Below are 22,523 nucleotides of genomic sequence, written 5' to 3'. Positions count from 1 at the left end.
CAGTAAGGGGCCGATCCTGTGCCCTGTCGCGCATCAGCGGAACAAGCTAGAAAGTTCTATAACTTTGGTTTGCAGGGTTGAGATTTCTTCTCGCCCCCGCTTTAAAGAAGCTTCTAACTCTAGCAGCAAAGGCAAACTTTTTTGCAGTTTTTCTAGGCTGGCGTTCTTGACTTCTTGACGAAAATAGTATACCCGTTTCGGATTGCCGAGATCTAGAGCTTGAGCAATTTTATCATCGCGATCGCCCGCTTGGATCATCGCCTTTACCCACAGCCAAATCCGAAATTTACCAGTCAAGCCAGCCACAATCCTTAAACCAGGCTCGCTGCGGCCAGTTAAGCCGGCCAATAAATCTAAAGCCGCGGAGGTATTGCCCTCGCGAATCGCATCGGCTAGCTCGAAGGTATTCTGGGCGTGACAGTGCACCAGTGCTGCAACTTCCTCCGGGTTCAGAGGTTGGCTGCGGTTGCCCGCAAACAGCAGCAATTTTTCGAGTTCGCTGTATAGCTGGCGGGTATCGCTGCCAATGGATTGGGCCAAAAGTTCGATCGCTGTGGCTGTCAATTTTACATTCATTTCGCCCGCGACTTGACGCACCCGCTGGGCTAATTCTTTGTCATTCCAAGGCGGAATCGGTGAAAATTCCCGCACTTGGGCGGACTGGGAAATTAACTTGGTAGACTTGAGCCGACTGTCGGGTTTTTTGACGGATGTCAGCAGCAGCACGGTGGTAGGGGGAATCACTGGCAGCGTCCGTTCAAATTGGGCCAACAGTTCTGGAGAACACTGCTGCGTTACAGTCGTATTTGCCAGCCAGACAAAACGGCTGCCGGTACCGAAGGGCGGCGTTAAGGCTCGATCGAGCCCTTCGACCACAGCGTCGGCTCGATCGGCAATAATCTTGTCATAGTTAAAACTAGCCCAGTTGGGGTCGAGGACTGTTTGCCGCAAACTTGTCACAGCCTGCGCGATCGCAAAGTCGTCTTCCCCCCAAAACAGGTAAATTTGCATGAAAAACGCTCAGTAGCCCAAAAAATCAGAGTTGCAGGTTCTGCAAGTCCAACATATCCTGAATTGGACTGTTGGATGCCCGCACCATAATATAAAATTTGGTGTGGGAGTTTGTCACCGCGAGGAAATCAAGATTGGATGATACTTATCAAGCTTACGTAAATCGGGTGGCGCGAATGACGCTGCTGGACTCCTACAAGTCCCAGGTGGAACACATTCAGGAATCTCCAAAATTTAAGCCCGACGAAGCAGGCAGGAGAGATCCTGTACCTTTTCCAGGTTATTCCGTGATTACGCCCCCTGCGGGGGAAGATGCAGAAAATGCTGCATTTTATAGTAATTTGCACTCGAGCCAACAACGGCTATTGCAGGAAATAGCGGAGGGTGCGCTCGTGGCACTGCCTCCTGATAGCTTCCATTTAACCGTAGCCGATTTGATTTGGAACAGCGCTTTTCGAGATGCCTCTGATAAAAATCCAGAATTTGAGGAGCAACTGCGCTCGCGCATGGCCGATCGTTTTGCCGCCTGCAAACCCTTGGCGGGCGGCGCTCCCATTCGCTGGATAGTGCTGGGGTTGATGGTGATGACTAGAGCTGTGGGTGTTTGTTTGGCACCGACGGACGAAAACTCTTACAAGCAAATTCTGGAGTTTCGCCGCTCGATCTATCAAAATCCCGATTTAATGGCTTTGGGAATCGAACAGCAATATCATTTTACGGCCCACATTACTCTGGCTTATTTTGGGGATGTCGGGCCGAACCTTGACCGCGATCGCTTGTGCGCTTTGCTGTCAGAGTTAAACGAGCAATGGCTGGACACGCCGCAAGAACTGTCCGTAAACCGAGTGGAACTGCGGAAGTTTGAGGACATGGCCACCTACCTCCGGCAACCGGAATGGCCGGTTTTTGAGTTTTAACGAAGGAAGAAGGAAGAGGGAAGAAGGAAGAAGGAAGAAGGAAGAGGGAAGAGGGAAGAAGGAAGAAGGAAGAAGGAAGAAGGAAGAAGGAAGATTTTTTCCCATCTCCCACTCTCCCCATCTCCCACTCTCCCACTCTCCCACTCTCTCGCCCCCTCTCCCCCTCTCCCCCTCTCGCTTGTGACAATAGTCAGGATATTGGCTATTAAATGCTTTAATTATTTTTGTTTGACAGTAAAGTCAAGGAAAAAATTTATGAAAAACCAGGAAAAATCAGTAATTCTGGTTTTTTACTTTTTGCTTAAAAAGTGACAGTACACGTTGTTGGTATCGGTTTAGATGGATCTGCTGGGCTGAGCGAATCGGCGCGGCAGGTTGTAGAAATGGCCGCTCTGCTAATAGGGAGCGAGCGCCATTTGAGCTATTTTCCCCAGCACGACGGAGAGCGCTGGGCGTTGGAAGATTTGACCGAAGCAATTCTGGAAATTCGGCGCTGGTGGGCGAGTGAACCCGAATTAGAGCCTTCTGCGGGGACGGTGGAACCCCGCGATCGACCGATCGTAATTTTAGTGGCCGGTGACCCGCTGTTCTACGGCTGGGGAAAGTTGTTAATTGCCCAATTGCCGGCAGAAGAATTGACTTTTCACCCCCACGTCAGTTCTGTGCAGTTGGCTTTTAACCGCTTGCAAATCCCTTGGCAAGACGCTCATTTTGTTGGCTCTCAAGGACGTTATTTTGAGGAACTGACGGCAAAACTCAAACTCGGTGTCGAGAAAATTGCGGTGCTCGCCGACGAAACTCATACTCCGGCGGCCGTGGCAAATTTGGTCAAAGCTCTAGATTTGCCTACACGCTACGAATTTTGGGTTTGCGAAAATTTGGGTTCTGCCCAGGAGCGCGTGGGCCTCCGTTCTCTGTCAGCTTTGCTGGGAGAGTCTTTTGCACCGCTGAGCGTGGTTGTGATGCTGCGGGAGTCCCCGCCTAGGGCAGAACCTTTGGATTTGGAAAAGTTGCCTTTGTTGGGAATACCGGATGCAGCTTTTATCGGTTGTGGCGACAAGCCTGGTTTGACGGTGGAACGGGAAGTGCGGGTGTTGGTGTTGGCACAATTGGCTTTGCAACCGGGACAAGTTGTCTGGGATGTGGGTGCTGGTAACGGTTCTGTGTCGATCGAAATTGCTCGTTTATTCCCGCAGTCTGAGGTTTACGCGATCGAAAAAACGGTTTCTGGTACTTCTGCGATCGAGTTCAACTACGGCCGTTTTGGGCTGCAAAATGTGTTTTCGATTAACGGAACCGCCCCGGAAATCTTGCACCGCTTGCGTCCTCCGCACCGGATTTTTATTGGCGGCAGTGGCGGAGGGTTGACTAAAATTTTGGGCGTTTGCGCGCTGCGGCTGCTCCCTGGAGGCTCGATCGTGCTTGCGTTGGATGCTTTTGAGGATATTGCTACTGTTTTGAGCTGGATGGGCGATCGGGTGCGCCGGGAACCGCACTGGAGTTACCGAATCGTGCAAGTGCAATTGTCGCGTTCTGTTGCTGGGGGAAATTCAACTCGTTTTGATGCGTTGCGGCCTGTTTCGATTGTGACGATCGATCGACACTTGAATTAATGTCGGAATTTTTACCGCAGATTAACGCAAATTAGCGCAGATTAACGCTAATTTGAGTTAGGAAGAGTAAGGTTGCGGTTGCTAGTAGCAATAAAATGCCGGCTGCACCTGCTAGCGGTTTGGCGGCGATTCCTGTAATCCATTCTGGTACGGTAGAAGTAGGTTTAATTGCGCCTTCTGTATCTACGGTAGTTATACCCCAAATCCAAGCTGCGTGAATGCCGATCGCCAATCCTAAACTGCCATTGTCGGCGATGCGGGCTAATGTTAAAACCATCCCCATCAGCCACAATCCTGGCAGTTGCGGTAGAGTTTCTTTGGCGGCCCAAATTAGGTGGGCGATCGCGAAAATGAAACTGGCGATCGCTGCTGCAATTAGCACTGAGTAATCTTCCTGGAGGATTGTTTGCAAGCAGCCGCGAAAGATTAACTCTTCTGTGGCGCTAATCCACACTCCTAATAACAGAGTCAGCAGACTAGCAGGGTTAAAAATTAAAGCCCAAGGATTAATTTTTTTTTTGCCTGTTTCGGTGGATATTTCCCCGATTTGTAACTCGATCCAGCCTGCGCTTAATTGCAGACCGAATAAAATTACTAAGCTAATTATTCCTAATCCTAATCCCCGCAGTAATGACATCAAAACTGCGGGTTGCCAAGCCCAACCCCAGTTGGCAAAAGATGTGTTTTCGATCCAACTTGTCCCCCATAAAATGAAGGGGACAATCACGTAGAGGGAAGCGAGTAAAGGTAGTTTTTTGTTTCCCAGGGGTTGGGGCGGATGCCATTTGAGGGCGATCGCCAGCACAATCGCTGCGGGAAGCCACACAACAATCCAAGTCGAGAAAAACAAGATTATTTTGACAATTGCTGGTAGTGACGGCGACAGCAGTCGCAGGTTGTTTATGCTATTCCACATTTAAGGGGTTGCAACTATAATACTGTTGACTGTTGGCTGTTTGCTGTTGACTGTTAATGGTTAACTAATGACGAATGATTAATAACTAATGACTACCGATCGAGCTTGCGCTGAATTTGCCTCAAAGACTGGTACATTTCCGGCAAACGGTTGTATACGGCTGCGGCTTTGAGAAATAGTTTGTGGGGAATTGCTGGAACGCCCGTCACGATCGCACCTGCGGGCACGTCGTTGTGAATTCCGGCTTTAGCAGTGGCGATCGCCCCATCTCCGATTTGGGCTTGATTAGCAATTCCCACTTGACCTGCCAAAATTACATTGTTGCCAATTTTCACCCCGCCAGCCATGCCAACGTGAGCAGCAAAGGCGCAATTTTTTCCTACTTGACAGCCATGACCTACCTGTACTAAATTGTCGATTTTTGTATTTTGGCCGATGCGGGTTTCTCCGACAGCGGGCCTGTCGATCGTGCTGTTGCAGCCAACCTCAACGCCCTCTTCTAATACCGTGCAGCCAGACTGCTCCATTTTCACCCATCCTGTGGCTGTCGGCACGAACCCAAAACCTTCGGAACCAATAGCCGCACCGCTGTGAATCACGCAATTTGCCCCGATGCGAGTACGTTCGTGAATGACACAATTAGCGTGTAAAACAGTGCCTTCGCCTATTTCCGCATCTGGGTAAATTACGACATTTGGATGAATGCAAACGTTGCTGCCAATTTTGACTTTTGCTTGAATAACGACGTTGGGGCCGATATAGACATTTTCACCAATTTCTGCTGAGGGGTGAACGACGGCTGAGGGATGAATTTCGGATGCTGGGCGAAACGGTTGATAGAAAATGGCGATCGTTTGAGCAAACAGCAATCGCGGATCGGGTGCGGCAATCCAAGCAATATTGCGATCGTCACATTGAGCTTGAAGACTTTCATCTAACGGTAAAATTAAAGCCGAAGCATTTGTAGTGGCTGTATGAACGGCAAATTTAGCACCTTCTATATAACTGATTGTGCCTGATGGAGCTTCATCAACAGGGGCCGCGCGTGTAATTTCCGGATCGGTAGCAACCGACGCTGTGAGGGTGCGACTGGTAGCTAAGTTAAGTTTTTGTACTATTTCGCTAAACTTCATCTATAAAAATTTGTTGTTAGCACAGATGGATCATAGTTAAAATTACCAGCTTTGGAGCACGATCTGAGCAGTTGCCATTTAAAAAACAAAAACCCCGATTTCTTGAAGAAGTCGGGGTTGTAGCGCTCGATTATTTTTGGCAATTATTTTACAGAAACTGCATCTACGTCAACGGTGCTGCCTTGGGCTTCAGAATAATGGGCACCGGTGGCTTCGGATGCTGAGGCTGTCTCTGTTTGGCGGGATTTAAAGTAGTCGATCGCCATTTGGGACACTTCGGAAATCAGCAAGACAGCAATTGCCACATCGTCAATTTGTCCGATGACGGGGAGAAAGTCTGGGGCAATGTCGATCGGGCTTACCAAATATGCCAGCGTTCCCAGAATAATCCACCAGCGGTATTTGGGGTTGCGGAGGGTGTCGCGGTACCAGTTGTAAACAGATTGTATAGAAAAGTTCATGGAGTTGTCCTCTACTTATATTTTCAATCTTGACAAATTGTCGCTCAAAATGCTTGTGGAGATATCCCCCCTAGGGTTGGCAAGAGACTTCTACCTGGGAGTATAGGGAATGGGGGAGGGAGAAGTTGTCAAGCTGTGTTGAAAGGGCGGGGACTCTTGGCAACGCCCCTACGGAAACCTGACAGAGGAAAGCCGATAGAATTAATATGTGTTTATCTGCTGTTTTAAATAATATTCATATCTCTCACTCACGAATTTTGAAATATCCATTTTTGGTCGCCGATCGCAATTTCGCAGCCATTTGGTAGCCAAAAAGGCTCGTTAGCAGCCAGCCTCTGCCCACCCACAAAAGTGCCGTTGGAACTGCCGCTATCGACAAGCTGATATCGCTGTTTGCCAAGTTCGTCAGTGGCGCGGCGGATTTGAGCGTGATAGCGCGAACTTTGCGGATCTTGTAATACTAGAGTGTTGGTTGGTTCGCGTCCAATTGTAAAAGGATTGGCTGTGAGGGCGATCGCTTCTCCAGAAAGTTTGTAGATTAAATATGCGGTTGTTTTGCGCTCGCTGCTTGCGAGTACCGTTGGTGCAAGTTGGGGAGGATTTCTCCCAGGAGGGAGGCTGTTTTGAGCAAGTTGTTGTGTTAGTTGTTGTAAATCGCGATCGAACCCCGCTGCTGTGTCTGAAGCTGGAAGACTCGCAGGAGAATTACCTGAAATTAAGTTTAACTGCTGTACGGGAGATTGAGGAACAATCGGACGGCCTGCTTCGGCAATTCTCATTTGCAGGGCGGCGGCATTTTCTGCTTCCTGTCGGGCACTCATTCCCTCAACTTGGCGAATAACTCCGTTGGTTTCGGGAAAGCTGACATCGCCAATTCGCACGTCTTCTAAGTTAAAACCAAGAGTATAAAAATCTTGGACGCGATCGAGCAAATTTTGGCGCAGCAACAGCCGTCCTTGACTGATAAGCTGTTGTAGGGGTATTTGCCCGATCGCTAATCCCATACAATCCTTAACTGCACTTGCTAAAGCACCTATAGGATCGGACAATTCCAAAGCTACCCGTTTCGGATCTATAACTTGATAAATAACGGTCAGAGTGGCATCAATTAAAAATCGATCCTTAGACAAAAAATCTCCGTGCGACTGCACCTCCAAATTGCGGAGTTTGGTGTCTACGAGGACAATTTGAGACTGTTCCAGCAGGGGAAGGGCGAAGCTGAAATGTCGCCCGGATTTCAGGGTACGCACGGCGCGGCCGTTTTTGACCAACACACCCGTGTAACCCGCCCCTATAAAGTCCATACTAAACCCGGCCCAGCGTTCTGGAGTTATCGTTTGAATTAGGGGAGAAGCGTTGTTCATGGGAGGGAGTTGAGGGAAGATTCTATTTTTAGGGTAACAAATTGCTGGGGACGAGCGATCGGGCGGTGTGCCGGTTCCGCAACCTCTATTCTATACTTCTGGACTCCCCCCGATTCAGGCCGGACTGGATCGAGTTTGCACCCCAGCAACCCACCTTCTGTTTGTACTGCATTCCCACTTTTGCCATCACCCACCGGGAAGCAATATTTTCAGATTTAGAAACCGCTACAATGCGATCGAGTTCTAGAGTTTGAAACCCGTATTCTAAGATAGCAAACGCTGCTTCAGTTACCGAACTCACGCCCCCGGCTTATATCTATTTGTACTCACTTACTCACTCGCCTTAAAGTGCATACATTCGCAAATAATCTTTAAATTATCTGCGTTGCATCTGCGATTTCCCTATCAATCAAAGATTTATGCAATAAGTCTAGTAGCTCGATCGCCCTTTTGATTCACCGCACCAAAAAAGCCACACACTCAACATGAGAAGTCTGAGGAAAGAAATCCGCCGGTTGCACTCGCGCTAACTTATAATCCCCATTTTCGCACAAAATCTTGAGGTCGCGAGCCAAAGTAGCAGGCTTGCAGCTAACATAAACAATGCGATTTGGTTTGATTTCCTTGATAGCTTCTAAAACCGCGCGATCGCACCCTTTCCTCGGCGGGTCTAGCAGCAAAATATCCGGTGTCAATCCCAAGGAAGGCAGCAAACTCTCTACTGTTCCCGCCTGAAAATCGACATTTCTCACGTCATTTAACTCAGCATTTAATAGGGCTTGTTCGATCGCCGCCGGTTGCACTTCTAAACCTATGGCTATTTTTACTTGTTTTGCCAGGGGTAAAGTAAAAGTCCCTATTCCGCAGTAAGCGTCAACCAAAACCTCGTTTCCCTGCAAATTCAATTCCCCTACGATCACTTCTAACAAAGCTTCAGCCGCCTCTGTATTTACCTGGAAAAAAGTATCAGCTCTTAGCTGAAATTTCAAACCAGCAAAACTTTCTCGCAGATAAGAACGACCCGCAATGCAACGAGTTTCGGCACCAAAAATCACATTAGTTTGAGCGGGATTTATATTCAAACAAACCCCTGCAAGTTGAGGATAGCGATTCAGCCACTCTGATGCTTGCTCTTCGAGTCCCGGCAACTCTCCAGTGCGAACTATTAAAGTTAGCAGCATCTCGCCCGTGCGCCGTCCGATCCGCAAGGACAAGTGACGCACTTCTCCTGTATGTTTCTTTTCGTCGTAGACTTGCCAATCCCGCCAGTGGATGTCTTCTTTGACTTCTTTTAACAGAGGATTGAGGCGCGGATCTTGCACCGGACACTGATTGAGATTGACTAATTTGTGGGTGCTTTTTTGATAGTAACCTGCTTGGACTTGATTTGTTGCAGATATTGCCACAGGATAAGTCGCTTTGTTGCGGTATCCCAAAAATTGAGGAAATCCCTCGATTTTTCCCGTTAAAATTTCATCAACTTGCAGATTGCTAAATCCGCCAATCCTTTCTAAGGCTTGAATGATTTGATTTTGCTTGGCTGCAAGCTGATATGGATAATCTACGTGCTGCCACTGACAGCCACCGCACTTGTCGGCGACAATGCAGTTAGCTCGAATGCGGTGTTCGGAGGCTTCCAGAAGTGTGTCCAGCTTGCCTGTAGCATAGGTGGATTTGACTTGCACGAGACGGACAAGGACTCGATCGCCCGTCACGGTATCGGGAACAAACACTACTAACTCACCAAAACGACCAACTCCATCGCCGGTGTCTGTCAAGTCGGTAATCTCTATCTCAATCAGTTGACCTTGCTGGCACGGGTTTGCCAATTTCGTCGAGTTTGGGGTGGGGAATTTAGATTTGGTCACAAGTAGTCATGGTAGGATTTAATATGGTAATGCAATATCGCTCTCTCTTTCCTGAGATAAGTCGTAGCGAAGCGGGGCGTAAGCCATCGCACTCAAGCTCAATTGCAGGCGGTCTTCCTGCTGCTGAACGTCTTGCTGCTAAAGCCAAGCTTCAACCGGGGAGTCGAGCTTGTCGCGAGTTGCCTCGATCCCGTCGGTGCGATCGGCTGTTGGGGCGATGTAGCAAAAACTCGTTAAACAGTCAAAGTGTCTGCCGACATCCAAACTCTCACTCGCAGTTTTTGAGTTTTTCCCGCAGTACCCTGGAACACAAGGAAACTGGCTTGAATATCAAGCATAACGCTTGGGGAGATTTACCCTCTACTTCTAGGATTGATAAATGTTAGGAGCAAGGCGAGTCTGCGAACCAAGAATCCCGTCGCCAACAGATGGGAATGTTTATTAATGTTATCCTCAAATTTGAATAACAATGAGCGTAGTTAGCCAATTAATTCTCCAAGCCGACGACGAACTTCGCTATCCCAGTACCGGCGAACTTCAAAGCATCAAAGATTTTTTTAAAACCGGAGAACAGCGGGTGCGTATTGCTACTGCGCTGTCTGACAGTGAGAAAAAAATTGTTGAAGAAGCTAGCAAAAAACTCTGGAAAAAACGCCCTGACTTTATCTCTCCTGGGGGCAATGCTTACGGCCAGCGCGAACGGGCTTTGTGTCTGCGCGACTACGGCTGGTACTTGCGCCTGATTACCTACGGTATCTTGGCGGGTGACAAGGAGCCGATCGAAAGCATCGGTTTGATTGGCGTTCGGGAAATGTATAATTCTCTCGGCGTTCCTGTTCCTGGCATGGTCGAAGCTATCCGCTGTTTGAAGGAAGCTTCTTTGGCTTTGCTCAATCAGGAGGATGCTAAGGAAGCAGCTCCTTATTTTGATTATATCGCTCAGGCAATGTCTTAATTGCTTTGGTGATTGCTTTGATGAATGTGGCGGAGCATTCGCGGGTGATTTTTGGGGTGATTTTATCTCGCAATTGCTCGCAAATGTTTCGCTTCTGTTTTGGGAAAGGAAATCTGCCTAATTTCTGCTAGGAAGCAATGCTGTTTAAGCTTTCCCAGATGTTGAGTTCGTATTGTCTTTCACTGCACATTTGACTTAAAAAGTCAAGTGTTTTTGGGAGAGATTGTTTTTTGAATTTCCGGCTGTCCTACAGAATGGATGTTTTGAGCTGCGAGAGTTCTCCAAGGGTGGGGCAGGTTTGGATATTATGGGCGATCGCATTTTGCTATTCTTCCAGCCTGCGGTAGCTGACAAACAGGCAGCCTCTATCCCGATGGTGGACGAAAACCACGAAAGCCCAGGATTCGACTCGTTTAATCCGGTTTTGGCTGATTTTGAGCAGTTGGGCGATCGACCTGACGGTGATGCGGAGCTTTTTTGAGGGTTGGAGGCGGCGAAACAGTGCTGTCATGGCTGTATACTCAGGGCTTGAGAGACAAGTTCTGTTTAGAGTCAATTACATATTACTATATCAGACTCTCATTGCACTTGTGCAATAAAGGTTAATTTAAACTTCTTAAGCTCAGATGTTGCTCGTGAACCCTCAATCATTGATGCTGTGCTAGTTTGAGAGTTAACGTAAGTGGGAAAAATGTCAGGACTCTCTAACAAAGCTGTGGTAGACAAAGAGCAGGAATTGCGTCCCGTTCGCTTCACGGAAACGGGGCGGATGCGTTTGGGGAAGATTTTAAAAGCAGCAAGACAGACAACAGGCTGGTCTGTCAGCGAAACAGAGTTTAAAACCAAGGGATATGAAGAGGCGCTGTTCACAGCTACAAATCAACCCGTACCTAAAGATGTGGGTATCAGTGCGGCAACAGTCAACCGTTACGAACGTGGGAAGCTCGATAATTTGGATTGGCGATCGCTCTCTCTGTTATGCTTTGTACTCAAGCCGATCGATCCGGTGACTGGGGAAGCCCTGGAACCGACAAATGCGCTTTATATCGCTTGCGAACATCCGCCGTACAATGACGCGAAGCTTTACGAGTAGTTCATTGCTGACATCTGAACTGATGCAACTAAATTCTTGAGATGGGGAGTTTTGAACCGCAGATATTAGCTGATGAACGCTGATGTCATTTTATCTGTGTTGATCTGCGGTGATTGATTACCGATCGCCCTTTTGTTTAGCAATTAAAGCTTTAGCTTGCTGCCACAGAGATTCTAACTCTTCTGGGGCATAATCTGACAAAGGTCGATCGCACGCAGCCTCTACCTTCGCAAACCGCTGCACGAAGCGATCGTTTGTTCCTTGCAAAGCAGCCGACGGATCTAAATCGTACCAGCGAGCTAATTGAATCAACACAAACATAATATCTCCCAATTCCGACTGCTGCGCTGCCTTATCCTCGTGTTTGAGAGCGTATTCAAATTCTGCCATTTCTTCGTGAAATTTCTCCCAAACACCGTCTACACTGTCCCAATCAAAACTCACTTCCGCAGCTTTTTGAGAGATTTTCATCCCGGCGGTGATCGGCGGCAAAGTGCTGGCATAACGGCTCATTTTCGAGGCTAAAGTTGGCGGCTTTTCCGAAGTTGTGCCTTTTTCTGCTGCTTTGATTTTTTCCCAGTTTTCGTTGACTTCATCCACGCTGTTGAGTTCGACATCGCCGAAGACGTGGGGATGTCGCCGAATTAGTTTTTCTGTGATGCCCACAGCGATTTCGGCGAAGGTAAACTGATTGGATTCGCTGGCAATTTGAGTTTGCAGAATTACCTGTAACAGTAAGTCGCCCAATTCTTCGACGATCGCATTTTTATCTCCTTTGCGAATCGCGTCGGCGGTTTCATAAGCTTCTTCTATGATGTGAGGAACTAGAGTTTGGGGAGTTTGGGCTAAATCCCAAGGACATCCGCCGTCTGGCGATCGCAATTTAGCCACAACTTCTATAAGTTCTTTGAGTGCTGTGAGCGATCGACTTTCAGAATTAGACATAATAATTTACCTTTTATATCAACCGCCAAGACGGTTATAACGTTGTTACTCCAACTATTGATATTATTACTTCTTCCTTCTTCCTTCTTCCTTCTTCCTCCTTCCTTCTGCTATGGATTTGCTAGATGTGCGAGTGGGAGCTTTGATATTGGGCCTCTTAATTCTCTTAGGAGGGCGCAACCCGCTCAATCCTTTTTTTTTGAATCTTTTGTAAGCCGAGCCGCCCCAATCGCTCAGATAGTGGCTCATAGCGCCCAATTCTAGACCGATGTAAACGGCTAAAATTTCGATGCGGTGTTCCCAGATCGATCGCCCGTAGCTCAAAACCACATCCTGCCAATTCCCGCCTAAATTCCCGACTTTTTCGGCAATTGCCAATCCCAACATTCCGAGAACCGCAATCCAGATAGCGAGGTACAAGATTCGCAAAGCAGTGCCGATCAGAGGGCCGTGGGACAAAAAAGAGCGGTGGCGCAGGCTTTTTTGGTACGGGAGCCAAATCGGTTTGAACCATCCCCAGCGCTGATACTGGCAAGAGTAGATATCCAAGTCGGGGCCAAACATCAGCCCGCCGAATAAGAAGCTGCCGGAAACGAGCAAAGTCAGGTTGCTGCTCTGAGTCTGGCCAAAGGTGAGGGCTGCCACCAAGGGCAAACTCCACATGGTTATTTGATCGTGGGTGCGGCCAGAGGGCATTTAAAGTTTAGGATTTTTTTTACTTGATCTTTCTGAGTTACTGTGATATGATAAATCCCGGTGAGTGCAATTGGGTGATTAGCTCAGTGGTAGAGCGCCTGCTTTACACGCAGGATGCCGTAGGTTCAAATCCTACATTACCCATCCGATAACTCAATATCAACAGTTTCAGCCGTTTTTAGCCGTCAAGCCGAGAACGGCTTTAACTTTTGCTGTTGACGGCTGACTTTTGAATTTGGTGACGACTAAATTTAACATTCTGTGGCGGATGTCTCAAAAGTTGGCACCCAATGCTAGAAAATTAATTTATTGATTTTCTTTTTTAGAACCGTGTATATGAAGCCTAAAATAACCAGCCAGATCGCGTGGCAGCAAGCTGAACTGCTCATGCAGCCAGCCATGATCCGAGTGCTCGACAACATCCGCAAACAATTAGAGGAGTCTGTCTGGACGGGCACTTATCAAGAAGTGCAGATTCCAATTCCGGGCTATCAACTAATTTTAGAGCTTCAAGGCGAGCAAAGATGCGTCGATATTTGGGAACTTTGCTATCGAGTCTGCTTTGTCAACTACCAGCCCGCCCACTCTCAACTGCAAAGCCAGGAAGTCGTAATTGACACTAGCTTGATTGACGATGACACTGGCGATGTAGATTGGAATCGTCTTGATGCCAAAGCCAGTCAATTAATACAAGAAATATTCGCCAATTTGGGCAAATAGTCAGTTGTCAGTTGACAGGAAAGCAGTAGTTAACAGTTAACAGTCAACAGTCATCAGTCAACACTCAACAGTCAACAGTCAACAAAATTTTATGCTGATTCAAGAATTGCACGACATTCAAGCAGCGGCTGGTGCTACTTTTGCAGAGTTAACAACCAAAGAAATTGTGCCAGTGAGTTTTGGTAACGACGCAGAAGCGATCGCAGCAACTAAACAAGGTGCGGCTTTGTACGATCGCACTCACTGGGGACGCATTCAAATCGCAGATAGCGATCGACTGCGGTTCTTGCACAATCAAAGTACCAATAACTTCAATATACTCAAACCCGGTCAAGGTTGCGATACCGTTTTCGTCACATCCACCGCCCGGACGATCGACCTCGCCACCGCTTACGCGACAGAAGATGCCGTACTGCTGTTAGTCTCAGCCAACCGCCGCCGCCAACTGCTGGAATTGCTCGATCGCTATATTTTCCCAATGGATCGCGTTGAGTTAACAGATTTAACTGATACAACTATTGCTTTCAGTTTCATCGGGCCCGAAAGCACTCAACTACTAGAAAAAATCGGAGTTACCGAACTTGAAAATCAACCTTACGCTACTCACAAATTGATAAATTTTGCAGGTATGGAAGTCCGAGTGGCGGTTGGTAGCGGTTTAGCAACTCCCGGATACACGTTAATTGCGCCAGCAAGCGATGCAGCAAGCTTGTGGAAGGAATTAGTCCAAGCTGGGGCCGTACCGATGGGCGATCGAGTTTGGGAACAACTGCGAATCGAACAAGGACGCCCCGCACCCGATTTTGAACTCACAGATGATTACAACCCCTTAGAAGCCCGCCTTTTACACACTATTACCTATGACAAAGGCTGCTACATCGGTCAAGAAACAATTGCCCGGTTGAATACCTACAAAGGAGTAAAACAGCAGCTTTGGGGCGTGCAGTTGAGCGGTGCGGTTGAGCCCGGAACAACAGTCACAATCGGAGAGGAAAAAGTCGGCAAACTCACCAGTTTTACGGCAACTGAATCCGGCTTTTTTGGTCTTGCTTACATCCGCACAAAAGCGGGCGGCGAAGGACTGAAAGTGCAAGTCGGAGCGGTATCAGGGGAAGTAGTAAATCTACCTTTCTTGAGTTCCTAGTTGCGCTCGATCTCCTGTTGGCGCCGCAGCGCCCAAAACTTTTTTGTTGAGGTTGATTTAGGTGAATTTTAACGTAATAAATTGACACGAATCCTATCTTTATATAGATTCCCAAACAAACAACAGCAATAATTCTGCATTACACTCGTCACAGAAAAAAAGAGTTTTTCAGTGAAAAAGTTTACATCCCGCTTAATTACAATTTGCCTGCGAGTAGAAATAATCTTTGCTGTAGGAATAGTGCAGATTTTTAGACGATTATAAAAAAACTTTAATTGAACGGTTTTCCCGTCCGAAAATTCGCGATAGGCTTCCGCGCTTTAGCTTGAATGGATCGGATAAAATTCCTAAGTTTGTTTTGGGTTCGCTCCGCGATAAATTACAACTTGAAGGTGCGATGGATTACTTAAGTTAGACGATTGCTGCTTGGGGTAGATACATCAATAGTCACGATCGACAATGACAACCTATTCCCCTTGATGACCCATTAGCAGACATCCTCACTCAACGCGCCAGTTTGAGTGAATTAGATCCCAGACTATTACTCAAGCTACCGGCAATTTTTGGAGATTTAGTACACTCACCACGTTTCGTCGAGACTGTTGCTGACCAGTTGCGTAGTTTGCATGAGTTCGGTGCTAAAGCAACGCTAGCCCGATTGTCCTAGGCACCATCCGCCTCCGTGAGGAAACTTATTTGACACTCCCACGGCTGCACTACGTTAAACCCGTGGGATTCTCCCGTCTAGCCCAGCTTTATGTCTACGAGTGCAAAGGAAAATTCAGCAGCCCGTACAGCGCAATATTTATTGAGGTCATTCTTTCCGATCTTCTCTCTTGCCAAAGCATCTATCTTAAGGCGGATTCTCCAGAGGAAGTAACTCAGGTTGAATAGAGAAGACCGTGTATGCCTACGGATGGATATTCATGAAGCGCGACGCCAGAGGCAAGTTTGTTAGCAATTGGAAATCGGAGACGAAACAACGAGTGAGCGTATCTCTGACTAATACAGCATGGCTATCGCTAGATAAAGAGGCTCACAGGCGAGAAATTTCTCGCTCTGAAGTCATTGAAAACTTTGCCCGCACTCTTGAATGCGAACATTTGTTCCCTGCCCCAGAAACTGAGCGCAAGGTGGCAACGATTCTTGAAAGCATTACGGATGCTTTTGTCGCCTTCGATCGCGATTGGCGCTACACCTATGTGAATCGGGCGGCGGCTAAAATCCTGCACAAAACGCCACAAGAGCTACTGGGAAAACACGTTTGGAATGATGTTTTTCCTGAGCTAGTCGGTGCAATTCCCTATCGAGAACTACATCGGGCAGTGACGGAACAAGTCCCTGTTTCCTGGGAAGAATTTGGGGAATCTGTCGAGTCTTGGATAGAGGCAAATGCCTACCCATCTGCCGAAGGTGTCGCAGTTTATTTTCGGGATGTGACAGAGCGCAAACGCTTGGAATCAGAACTGCGGCAGCGAGAGCAACAGTTCAAGATGGTGGCTGAAAATGCCCCAGACATTATTACCCGTTTTGATGCAGAATTTCGCCATATTTATGTCAGCCCTTCTGTAGAACTGGTAACAGGTATTCCATCAGGGGAATTTGTTGGCAAGACCAATGTTGAGCTAGGAATGCCAGAAGACCTCAATCGTTTATGGCATGATAGTTTACGGCAAGTCTTTGCAACAGGGCATGAACAGACGATTGAATTTAAGTTTCCGACTCTAAATAGTATTCGATGGTATCAGGCACGTATTGTCCCCGAATTTGCCAGTGATGATTCTGTTGTATCAGTGCTGAGTATTGCTCGTGATGTGACGGATTACAAACAGGTTGAACAGGCATTACGAGAGAGCGAAGAACGCCTGCAATTGGCACTGACGGCAGCTCAGATATTTGTCTGGGATATGGATTTGCAGACCAATGAGGTGGTGTGTTCTGGTCATGCTCTAGAGGTTTGGGGTCTTCACGAAGGCACAGGAGAAGACTTTTTTGCGCTCATTCATCCAGATGATCGACAACGGGTGATCCAAGCGACCCAACGGGCAAGTGCTGGAGAACAGTCCTATATGCAGGAGTATCGGGTAATTTGTCCGGACGGCGTTGTGCGCTGGATCAATAGTCAGGGACAAGTTTATCTGGATGAAACCGGACGGGGAGTTCGCATGATTGGCGTTTCGGTTGATATCACAGAGCGCAAACAAATGGAAGCGGAGCGCGATCGCCTTTTAAAACGAGAACAAACTGCCCGACTCGAAGCAGAAAGCGAACGCAAGCGGTTGTATGACATCCTGATGCAGTTCCCCGCCATGATTGGCATTGTTAAAGGTTCCGATCTCGTGTATGAATTTGCCAATCCAAGCTATCTGCAAGTGGCTGGGCACACTTCAGACATTATCGGGAAATCAATGCGGGACGTTTTCCCCGAGCTAGAGGGACAAATTTACTTTGAAGCGCTCGATCGCGTTTACCGGACGGGAGAACCGTTCATTGGAAATGAGTCGCCTGCTTACTGGGATCGAAACAGTGATGGTGTGTTGCAAGAGGGATTCTTCAACTACATCTTTGCGCCTTGGCGGGATGCTGAGGGAACCATTCAGGGTGTGTTGATTTATAACATTGACGTGACAGCCGAAGTTCAGGCTCGGCGACAGATTGAGTCACTGCTGGCAGAGCTACAGGAAAAAGAACGGCAGCAGCAGTTTTTGATTGAACTGAATGACGCGATTCGTGTCATTCAAGACTCGAAGGAAATTATGTGGCGGGTGGTTAGCTCCGCAGGAGAGCACCTCAATGTCACTCGCTGTACCTACGGCGAAATTGATTCTACTCAGGAATATGTCATCGTCGATCGCGACTATTGCAATGGTGTCATCAGCGTGGTGGGTAGACATCACATGGATTCGTTTGGCCCTGAACTTATTGCTGAATTAAAGCAAGGCAAAACTATTGTCGTAGATGATGTCGCTCGCGATCCTAGGACTGCCGGATCGGCGGCTGCTACCTTTGACGCAATTCAAACCCAATCTCTCCTATGTGTTCCATTGGTGAAAGAAGGGCGATTTGTTGCATTGTTGGTGTTGCACCATGTCTCTGTTCGCCAATGGACCGAGGAAGATGTGGTGCTGATGGAGCGCATTGCCGAAAAAACCTGGCTAGCCGTGGAGCGATCGCGGGCAGAAGCGGAATTGCGAGAAAGTGAAGCTCACCTGCAACTCGCTCTGAAGGTTGGACGCATGGGAACCTGGGACTGGGACATACAGACCAATGCCTTGCTTTGGTCAGAAGGTCACTTCACGATACTAGGGCTAAAACCGAATGAGTGCGAACCGGGCTATAAGGTTTGGGCAAGTCGGGTTCATCCCGATGACCTAGCACAAGCTGAGGCGAAATTTCAGCAAGCCATAGCTGAAAAGGAAGAGTATCACCATGAATATCGCCTCTGTTGGTCAGATGGCTCGGTTCACTGGGTGGAAGCGAGAGGAAATTTTACTTATGATGTTCAGGGAAATCCCAAGCACTCGATCGGCGTCGTCATCGATATCACACAACGCAAGCAAGCAGAAGAGGCGTTGCGTCAAGCCCTACAAAAGCTCAACTTCCATGTAGAAAACTCTCCAATGGCAGTGGTTGAATGGGATCGAGACTTTCGACTCATTCGGTGGTCTGCTGGTGCAGAGCGCATTTTGGGCTGGAAAGCCGAAGAAATGCTGGGCAGATATTTAACAGAGATACCTTTTGTCTTTGAGGAAGACCTGGAAGCAGTTGCTCAAGTCTGCCAACGGCTGGTCTATGGCGAAGAACCCCATATTTTTTCATACAATCGCAATTACACCGAAGATCGCAACATTGTGCATTGCGAGTGGTATAACTCCAGTCTCAGGGACGAGTCGGGACGGATGATTTCGGTATTATCGCTGGTGCTGGATGTGACGGAGCGCAAGCAAGCAGAACAAGAACGGGAACAACTGTTAGAACGCGAGCGCCTTGCACGCTCCGAAGCAGAAGCCGCACAGCGCCAACTGGAAACCATCTTTGAAACATCACCCATTGGACTTGCTCTGTTAGATGAAAAGCAGCGATTTATTGCCATCAACGAAGCATTAGCAGAAATTAATGGATTAACCCGCGAGCAGCACTTAGGCTCTTCAATTCGAGAACTTTTTAGTCAATTCGATCCCAAATTAGTCGAAGTCTTCGATCGGATTTACACAACAGGGAATCCTTTCATCTCACCGAACTTTGCGGTGAATGTTCCCGCACGCAGCGATCGCCGTCCCGGTTACTACAATGTTTACTATCTCCCAACGGTTAACTCAACTAGCCAGGTAGAAGGCGTTCTAGTTTATGTGGTAGATGTGACGGAACGGGTGCATTTAGAACGTGCCCAAGGCTTTCTCTCTGAGGCGAGTGCAGTGCTTGCATCCTCACTCGATTATCAAACGACTCTAGAGCGAGTCGCGCAGCTTACAGTACCGGAATTAGCCGACTGGTGTACGGTTCACATCATAGAAGAGGATGGTGCGATCGAGCAGATTGCGGTTGCTCACATCGACCCTGCCAAGCTTTCATGGGCATATCAGATTAGAGACAAGTATCCTCTGAACCCGGATGACCCTCGCGGTGCTGCATACACATTGCGAACTGGACAACCGGATTTTGTGCCGGAGATTCCGGATGAACTGTTAGTACACGCAGCGCGTGACTCAGAGCATTTAGAAATTCTGCGGCAGGTTGGATTCCAATCGGTAATGACGGTGCCATTACGAACTCAGGCACGAATTCTAGGGGTCATTTCCTTTATCTCAGCCGAATCTGGACGACGGTATACCTCAGCAGATTTGCAACTGGCAGAGGAATTGGCTCGTCGTGCTTCTTTGGCGATCGACAATGCTCAGTTGTACCGGGTAGCTCAACGCGATCGCACAAAAGCAGAAGCCGCTAACCGGATTAAAGACGAATTCTTAGCGGTATTGTCCCACGAGTTGCGATCGCCTCTCAATCCAATTCTGGGCTGGACAAAATTGCTGCGAACTGGGCGACTAGATACCACAAAAACCCAGCAAGCCCTGGAAACGATCGAACGCAATGCCAAGCTGCAAGCTCAATTAATTGAGGACTTATTGGATGTCTCGCGCATTCTGCAAGGAAAAATGACGTTTAACGTCGCTCCTGTGAATCTAGCGGCAATGATTGAGGCTGCACGGGAAACGGTACGACTGGCAGCCGAAGCCAAACACATTCAAATCCAGACCACATTTAATCCTATTTCAGGAACGGTTTCAGGCGATACCAATCGCCTCCAACAAGTAGTCTGGAACCTGCTCTCCAATGCTGTGAAGTTCACCCCAACCGGAGGACGAGTCGAGGTGCAACTAGAACAGGTTGGTATGTATGCTCAGATTCAAGTCAAAGATACTGGAAAAGGCATCAGACGAGACTTTTTACCCCATGTGTTTGACTACTTCCGTCAAGAAGATGGTACAACAACCCGACAATTCGGCGGATTGGGATTGGGACTAGCGATCGTCCGTCATTTTACCGAACTGCATGGAGGAACCGTTCAAGCAGACAGCTTAGGACAGAACTTAGGGGCTACATTTACCATCCGGCTACCGTTAAACATCGTAGAGCCGGAACCCTCTTCTGATGACAGGCACGCAGAAAGTGCGGCAGACGACTTAGCAGGTGTTCGGGTCTTGGTTGTGGACGACGATGCCGATATGCGGGAGTTGGCAGCATTCACCCTGATGCAATCTGGCGCACAAGTTACGACAGCCGCTTCGGGGGTACAGGCGTTGACCCTCCTGAATCAATCTGTCCCCGATCTGCTCTTATGTGACATTGGAATGCCAGAGATGGATGGTTATGCCCTGATTCGACAAATTAGAAAGTGGTCGCCCCAACAGGGAGGCACGGTTCCTGCGATCGCACTTACTGCCTATGCTGGAGAAATCAATCAGCAGCAAGCCCTAGCTGCCGGATTTCAGGTGCATATCTCGAAGCCTTTTGAACATGAGGAATTGGTAAAAGCGATCGCCCGTTTGCTAAGACACTGAATGATTTGAGGATTAGCCTAATGCTGCTTGGTATAGATTTAGGAACAGGCTCTGCTAAGGCATTGCTCCTAGCGACAGACGGAACCACTATAGGTGAAGCATCAAGCTCTTATCCTGTTCATGCACCCCAACCTGGATGGGCTGAGTCGGAACCAGGGGATTGGTGGTTAGCTGTTGCCTCGGCTGTTAGGAAGGCAGTGGGAGATCGCGCTGATCGGGTACAGGCGATCGCGCTTTCAGGACAAATGCACGGCGTTGTCCTAGCTTCGGAGTCGGGTCAGCCCCTGCGCCCTGCTATCCTCTGGGCAGATACTCGCTCTAGTGCCACGCTTAACACTTATCATTCGCTTGATGCTGCTATTCTAGAGCGCTTGGGCAACCCGATTACGGCGGGAATGGCGGGTCCAACTTTGTTGTGGCTACGAGAACACGAAGCTACTGTCTACACCGAAGCGCGTTGGGCACTCCAGCCAAAAGATTGGCTGCGGTTACGGCTGACTGGAGAAGTTGCAACCGAACCATCTGATGCTAGCGGTACTTTGCTTTACGATGTTGTGTCGGACAACTGGGCTGGGGAAGCAATTGGGGCGCTGAATCTACGTGGTGATTGGTTACCAAAAATTATCCCCTCTAGTGCGATCTCCGGCTACCTAACAACTATTGCTTCTGAGCATCTCGGCTTACCTGTTGGCTTACCTGTTATCGCTGGTGCTGCGGATACCGCAGCGGCGGCACTTGGTAACGGACTACTAGAGCCTGGATTAGTTCAACTAACCATCGGCACAGGCGCTCAAATTATTACACCTCGATCGCAACCAATTATAGATCGTCATGGTCGTACACATCTCTATCGAGCCGCCGTACCGAACCAGTGGTACAGCCTTGCAGCCATGCAAAATGCGGGGTTAGCGCTTGAGTGGGTGCGAGGTATCCTCGGCTTGAGCTGGCAGCAAGTTTATACTAAAGCGTTTTCTGTTTCCCCAGGATGTGAAGGATTGACATTTTTGCCATACCTCACGGGTGAGCGAACTCCACACCTTGACCCTTATGTACGCGGCGCATGGGTGGGGCTGGGACTTCATCACACACAGGGGCACTTGATGCGGGCAGCTTTAGAGGGAGTTGCTTTTGCCTTGCGACAAGGTTTTGAGGCACTTGAGGCAACAGGTTTTAAAGCCACAGAAGTGCGTTTAGCAGGCGGTGGAACGGCAGAAATGCCTTGGCAACAATTACTGACTGATGTATTGAGAATACCCCTCTATACAACTACAGTTGCTGCTGCTTCCGCGCGTGGTGCTGCTCTACTGGCGGGTATCGGAATTGGTGTATACGCAGATGCTAATGACACCATCAAAATGGTAGCCGCACCAACGCTTGCTGCAAGTCCGCAATCAGTTGATCCAACCCTAGAAGAGGCTTGGATGCGATATCAATCCCTTTATCCACGACTTAAAAATATCTGATCAGCATTTTATAAAAGTAATAATTGAGTCTTTATCAAAATTTAATTCTCATCAAGTAGAAAGGGTTGCCAAAACTTTGTAAGCCTAGATAGGGCTTGCTGAATAATCGAGTGCATATTGCGTCGCGAAAGGTTTCGAGCGCGTGATCGAGAATAAAGTGCAAGA

Annotated in this window: 19 protein-coding genes, 1 tRNA gene and 1 pseudogene; 11 read left to right on the top strand and 10 right to left on the bottom strand. The window is 48.3% G+C overall.

The genetic code is table 11. The features are described from left to right. Nucleotides 1-33 precede the first annotated feature (33 nt). The gene (gene holA / locus QUA57_RS23650; RefSeq protein WP_333063946.1) at nucleotides 34-1,011 is read right to left on the bottom strand and encodes a DNA polymerase III subunit delta; all 978 of its coding nucleotides are present in this window, start codon (nucleotides 1,009-1,011) and stop codon (nucleotides 34-36) included. Between the two features lie 176 nt (nucleotides 1,012-1,187). Here holA and QUA57_RS23645 point away from each other — a divergent pair, with 176 nt between their 5' ends. Both QUA57_RS23645 and cbiE read left to right on the top strand, forming a co-directional pair. Further along, the gene (locus tag QUA57_RS23645) at nucleotides 1,188-1,928 is read left to right on the top strand and encodes a DUF1868 domain-containing protein (protein ID WP_333063966.1); all 741 of its coding nucleotides are present in this window, start codon (nucleotides 1,188-1,190) and stop codon (nucleotides 1,926-1,928) included. A 308-nt stretch (nucleotides 1,929-2,236) separates the two neighbouring features. After that, nucleotides 2,237-3,541, top strand: coding sequence for a precorrin-6y C5,15-methyltransferase (decarboxylating) subunit CbiE (gene cbiE / locus QUA57_RS23640; RefSeq protein ID WP_333063947.1), 1,305 nt, complete (start codon nucleotides 2,237-2,239; stop codon nucleotides 3,539-3,541). A 31-nt stretch (nucleotides 3,542-3,572) separates the two neighbouring features. On the opposite strand, the gene QUA57_RS23635 is transcribed toward cbiE, so the two are convergent. The 6 genes from QUA57_RS23635 to rlmD all read right to left on the bottom strand — a co-directional run bounded on the left by QUA57_RS23635 (nucleotide 3,573) and on the right by rlmD (nucleotide 9,283). Next, nucleotides 3,573-4,457: a CPBP family glutamic-type intramembrane protease gene (locus QUA57_RS23635; RefSeq protein ID WP_333063949.1), complete on the bottom strand. Its 885-nt coding sequence runs from the start codon at nucleotides 4,455-4,457 to the stop codon at nucleotides 3,573-3,575. A 92-nt stretch (nucleotides 4,458-4,549) separates the two neighbouring features. Continuing rightward, a complete protein-coding gene (gene lpxD / locus QUA57_RS23630; RefSeq protein WP_333063951.1) occupies nucleotides 4,550-5,590 on the bottom strand; it encodes a UDP-3-O-(3-hydroxymyristoyl)glucosamine N-acyltransferase in 1,041 nt (346 codons plus the stop codon). A 143-nt stretch (nucleotides 5,591-5,733) separates the two neighbouring features. Further along, on the bottom strand, nucleotides 5,734-6,051 hold the full coding sequence (locus tag QUA57_RS23625) for a YkvA family protein (RefSeq protein WP_333063952.1): 318 nt from the start codon (nucleotides 6,049-6,051) through the stop codon (nucleotides 5,734-5,736). A gap of 248 nt (nucleotides 6,052-6,299) precedes the next feature. Beyond that, entirely contained in the window at nucleotides 6,300-7,415 is a 1,116-nt protein-coding gene (locus QUA57_RS23620) for an SPFH domain-containing protein (protein ID WP_333063954.1), read from the bottom strand. An 85-nt stretch (nucleotides 7,416-7,500) separates the two neighbouring features. After that, complete coding sequence (locus tag QUA57_RS23615; protein WP_333063956.1) at nucleotides 7,501-7,716, bottom strand: GNAT family N-acetyltransferase; 216 nt, start codon at nucleotides 7,714-7,716, stop codon at nucleotides 7,501-7,503. 154 nt (nucleotides 7,717-7,870) lie between these two features. Beyond that, a complete protein-coding gene (rlmD, locus tag QUA57_RS23610) occupies nucleotides 7,871-9,283 on the bottom strand; it encodes a 23S rRNA (uracil(1939)-C(5))-methyltransferase RlmD (RefSeq protein ID WP_333063957.1) in 1,413 nt (470 codons plus the stop codon). Between the two features lie 102 nt (nucleotides 9,284-9,385). On the opposite strand from rlmD, the gene QUA57_RS23605 reads away from it, so the two are divergent. Then, nucleotides 9,386-9,520: a hypothetical protein gene (locus QUA57_RS23605; RefSeq protein WP_333251373.1), complete on the top strand. Its 135-nt coding sequence runs from the start codon at nucleotides 9,386-9,388 to the stop codon at nucleotides 9,518-9,520. 232 nt (nucleotides 9,521-9,752) lie between these two features. Beyond that, nucleotides 9,753-10,238 carry an allophycocyanin subunit alpha-B gene (locus tag QUA57_RS23600; protein ID WP_333063958.1) on the top strand — a complete coding sequence of 162 codons (486 nt, stop codon included), beginning with the start codon at nucleotides 9,753-9,755 and terminating at the stop codon, nucleotides 10,236-10,238. A gap of 325 nt (nucleotides 10,239-10,563) precedes the next feature. On the opposite strand, the gene QUA57_RS23595 is transcribed toward QUA57_RS23600, so the two are convergent. After that, a complete protein-coding gene (locus QUA57_RS23595; protein ID WP_333063959.1) occupies nucleotides 10,564-10,749 on the bottom strand; it encodes a hypothetical protein in 186 nt (61 codons plus the stop codon). Between the two features lie 180 nt (nucleotides 10,750-10,929). Between QUA57_RS23595 and QUA57_RS23590 the strand changes: the two genes are divergently transcribed. Next, complete coding sequence (locus tag QUA57_RS23590; RefSeq protein WP_172192721.1) at nucleotides 10,930-11,331, top strand: helix-turn-helix domain-containing protein; 402 nt, start codon at nucleotides 10,930-10,932, stop codon at nucleotides 11,329-11,331. Between the two features lie 117 nt (nucleotides 11,332-11,448). Here the strand turns inward: QUA57_RS23590 and mazG are convergent, their stop codons facing one another. Together mazG and QUA57_RS23580 are read right to left on the bottom strand one after the other, a co-directional pair. Continuing rightward, nucleotides 11,449-12,276, bottom strand: a complete 828-nt coding sequence (gene mazG / locus QUA57_RS23585; protein WP_333063961.1) for a nucleoside triphosphate pyrophosphohydrolase — start codon at nucleotides 12,274-12,276, stop codon at nucleotides 11,449-11,451. A gap of 66 nt (nucleotides 12,277-12,342) precedes the next feature. Beyond that, nucleotides 12,343-12,972, bottom strand: a complete 630-nt coding sequence (locus QUA57_RS23580; RefSeq protein WP_333063962.1) for a metal-binding protein — start codon at nucleotides 12,970-12,972, stop codon at nucleotides 12,343-12,345. Between the two features lie 72 nt (nucleotides 12,973-13,044). Between QUA57_RS23580 and QUA57_RS23575 the strand changes: the two genes are divergently transcribed. From QUA57_RS23575 to xylB, 6 genes and pseudogenes are all read left to right on the top strand, one after another. Beyond that, nucleotides 13,045-13,116: transfer RNA gene (locus QUA57_RS23575), tRNA-Val, on the top strand. A gap of 192 nt (nucleotides 13,117-13,308) precedes the next feature. Next, nucleotides 13,309-13,692, top strand: coding sequence for a hypothetical protein (locus tag QUA57_RS23570; RefSeq protein WP_333063963.1), 384 nt, complete (start codon nucleotides 13,309-13,311; stop codon nucleotides 13,690-13,692). 94 nt (nucleotides 13,693-13,786) lie between these two features. After that, nucleotides 13,787-14,836, top strand: coding sequence for a CAF17-like 4Fe-4S cluster assembly/insertion protein YgfZ (ygfZ, locus tag QUA57_RS23565; protein ID WP_333063967.1), 1,050 nt, complete (start codon nucleotides 13,787-13,789; stop codon nucleotides 14,834-14,836). A 262-nt stretch (nucleotides 14,837-15,098) separates the two neighbouring features. Then, a pseudogene (locus tag QUA57_RS28790) lies at nucleotides 15,099-15,251 on the top strand (mannitol dehydrogenase family protein); the annotation flags it as partial. A 511-nt stretch (nucleotides 15,252-15,762) separates the two neighbouring features. Continuing rightward, nucleotides 15,763-20,895: a PAS domain S-box protein gene (locus QUA57_RS23560; protein WP_333063964.1), complete on the top strand. Its 5,133-nt coding sequence runs from the start codon at nucleotides 15,763-15,765 to the stop codon at nucleotides 20,893-20,895. A 20-nt stretch (nucleotides 20,896-20,915) separates the two neighbouring features. Then, complete coding sequence (gene xylB / locus QUA57_RS23555; protein ID WP_333063965.1) at nucleotides 20,916-22,358, top strand: xylulokinase; 1,443 nt, start codon at nucleotides 20,916-20,918, stop codon at nucleotides 22,356-22,358. Nucleotides 22,359-22,523 lie beyond the last annotated feature (165 nt).

This window comes from Microcoleus sp. Pol7_B2 (assembly GCF_036701035.1).
Classification (GTDB): Bacteria; Cyanobacteriota; Cyanobacteriia; order Cyanobacteriales; family Microcoleaceae; genus Microcoleus.
The sequence above is the reverse complement of the archived record's forward strand: the minus strand, read 5'-3'. Positions and strand labels throughout refer to the sequence as shown.

Excerpts from the sequence above, each read along its gene's own strand:
- holA (WP_333063946.1), bottom strand. The coding sequence starts at position 1,011 with ATGCAAATTTACCTGTTTTGGGGGGAAGACGACTTTGCGATCGCGCAG.
- QUA57_RS23645 (WP_333063966.1), top strand. The coding sequence starts at position 1,188 with ATGACGCTGCTGGACTCCTACAAGTCCCAGGTGGAACACATTCAGGAA.
- QUA57_RS23635 (WP_333063949.1), bottom strand. The coding sequence starts at position 4,457 with ATGTGGAATAGCATAAACAACCTGCGACTGCTGTCGCCGTCACTACCA.
- lpxD (WP_333063951.1), bottom strand. The coding sequence starts at position 5,590 with ATGAAGTTTAGCGAAATAGTACAAAAACTTAACTTAGCTACCAGTCGC.
- QUA57_RS23625 (WP_333063952.1), bottom strand. The coding sequence starts at position 6,051 with ATGAACTTTTCTATACAATCTGTTTACAACTGGTACCGCGACACCCTC.
- QUA57_RS23620 (WP_333063954.1), bottom strand. The coding sequence starts at position 7,415 with ATGAACAACGCTTCTCCCCTAATTCAAACGATAACTCCAGAACGCTGG.
- QUA57_RS23600 (WP_333063958.1), top strand. The coding sequence starts at position 9,753 with ATGAGCGTAGTTAGCCAATTAATTCTCCAAGCCGACGACGAACTTCGC.
- QUA57_RS23595 (WP_333063959.1), bottom strand. The coding sequence starts at position 10,749 with ATGACAGCACTGTTTCGCCGCCTCCAACCCTCAAAAAAGCTCCGCATC.
- QUA57_RS23590 (WP_172192721.1), top strand. The coding sequence starts at position 10,930 with ATGTCAGGACTCTCTAACAAAGCTGTGGTAGACAAAGAGCAGGAATTG.
- mazG (WP_333063961.1), bottom strand. The coding sequence starts at position 12,276 with ATGTCTAATTCTGAAAGTCGATCGCTCACAGCACTCAAAGAACTTATA.
- QUA57_RS23580 (WP_333063962.1), bottom strand. The coding sequence starts at position 12,972 with ATGCCCTCTGGCCGCACCCACGATCAAATAACCATGTGGAGTTTGCCC.
- QUA57_RS23570 (WP_333063963.1), top strand. The coding sequence starts at position 13,309 with ATGAAGCCTAAAATAACCAGCCAGATCGCGTGGCAGCAAGCTGAACTG.
- QUA57_RS23560 (WP_333063964.1), top strand. The coding sequence starts at position 15,763 with ATGAAGCGCGACGCCAGAGGCAAGTTTGTTAGCAATTGGAAATCGGAG.
- xylB (WP_333063965.1), top strand. The coding sequence starts at position 20,916 with ATGCTGCTTGGTATAGATTTAGGAACAGGCTCTGCTAAGGCATTGCTC.